Annotated in this window: 1 pseudogene; it reads right to left on the bottom strand. The window is 63.6% G+C overall.

What is annotated here, in order from left to right:
* A pseudogene (locus EN851_RS34820) lies at nucleotides 1-338 on the bottom strand (Na/Pi cotransporter family protein); the annotation flags it as partial.

The following is a 338-nucleotide window of genomic DNA, read 5'->3' as shown; positions in this document are numbered from 1 at the left end:
TGCTTCAGGTCGCGGATGGTGTCGAGGTGGATGGAGCTGGTTTCGATGCTTCTTGCGGTGCCATCGCGCAGCCGGATGAAATGGCTGGCGCTGGCTTCCTTCTCGCGGTCGCGCAGCTGGTCCTTTTCCAGCACCAGCTGGCGCGCGGTTTCCGGATCGCGCGAAACCAGTACGTTGAAGGCAAGGCGCGCATTGGCCAGCACCGAGGCATGGAAGGCGCAAAGCTCGCGCCAGCCTTCCGGCGTGAATTCCAGGCCACGCTCCAGCTTCTGCTTCACATGCACCAGCAGGTTGCGCACGATGATGTCGCCGACCTGCTCCAGCTTGACGCAGGCGCC

The sequence above is a fragment of the Mesorhizobium sp. M8A.F.Ca.ET.208.01.1.1 genome, from assembly GCF_004791315.1.
GTDB lineage: Bacteria > Pseudomonadota > Alphaproteobacteria > Rhizobiales > Rhizobiaceae > Mesorhizobium.
Note: the sequence above shows the minus strand (reverse complement) of the source record. Positions and strands in the feature narration are given on the sequence as shown.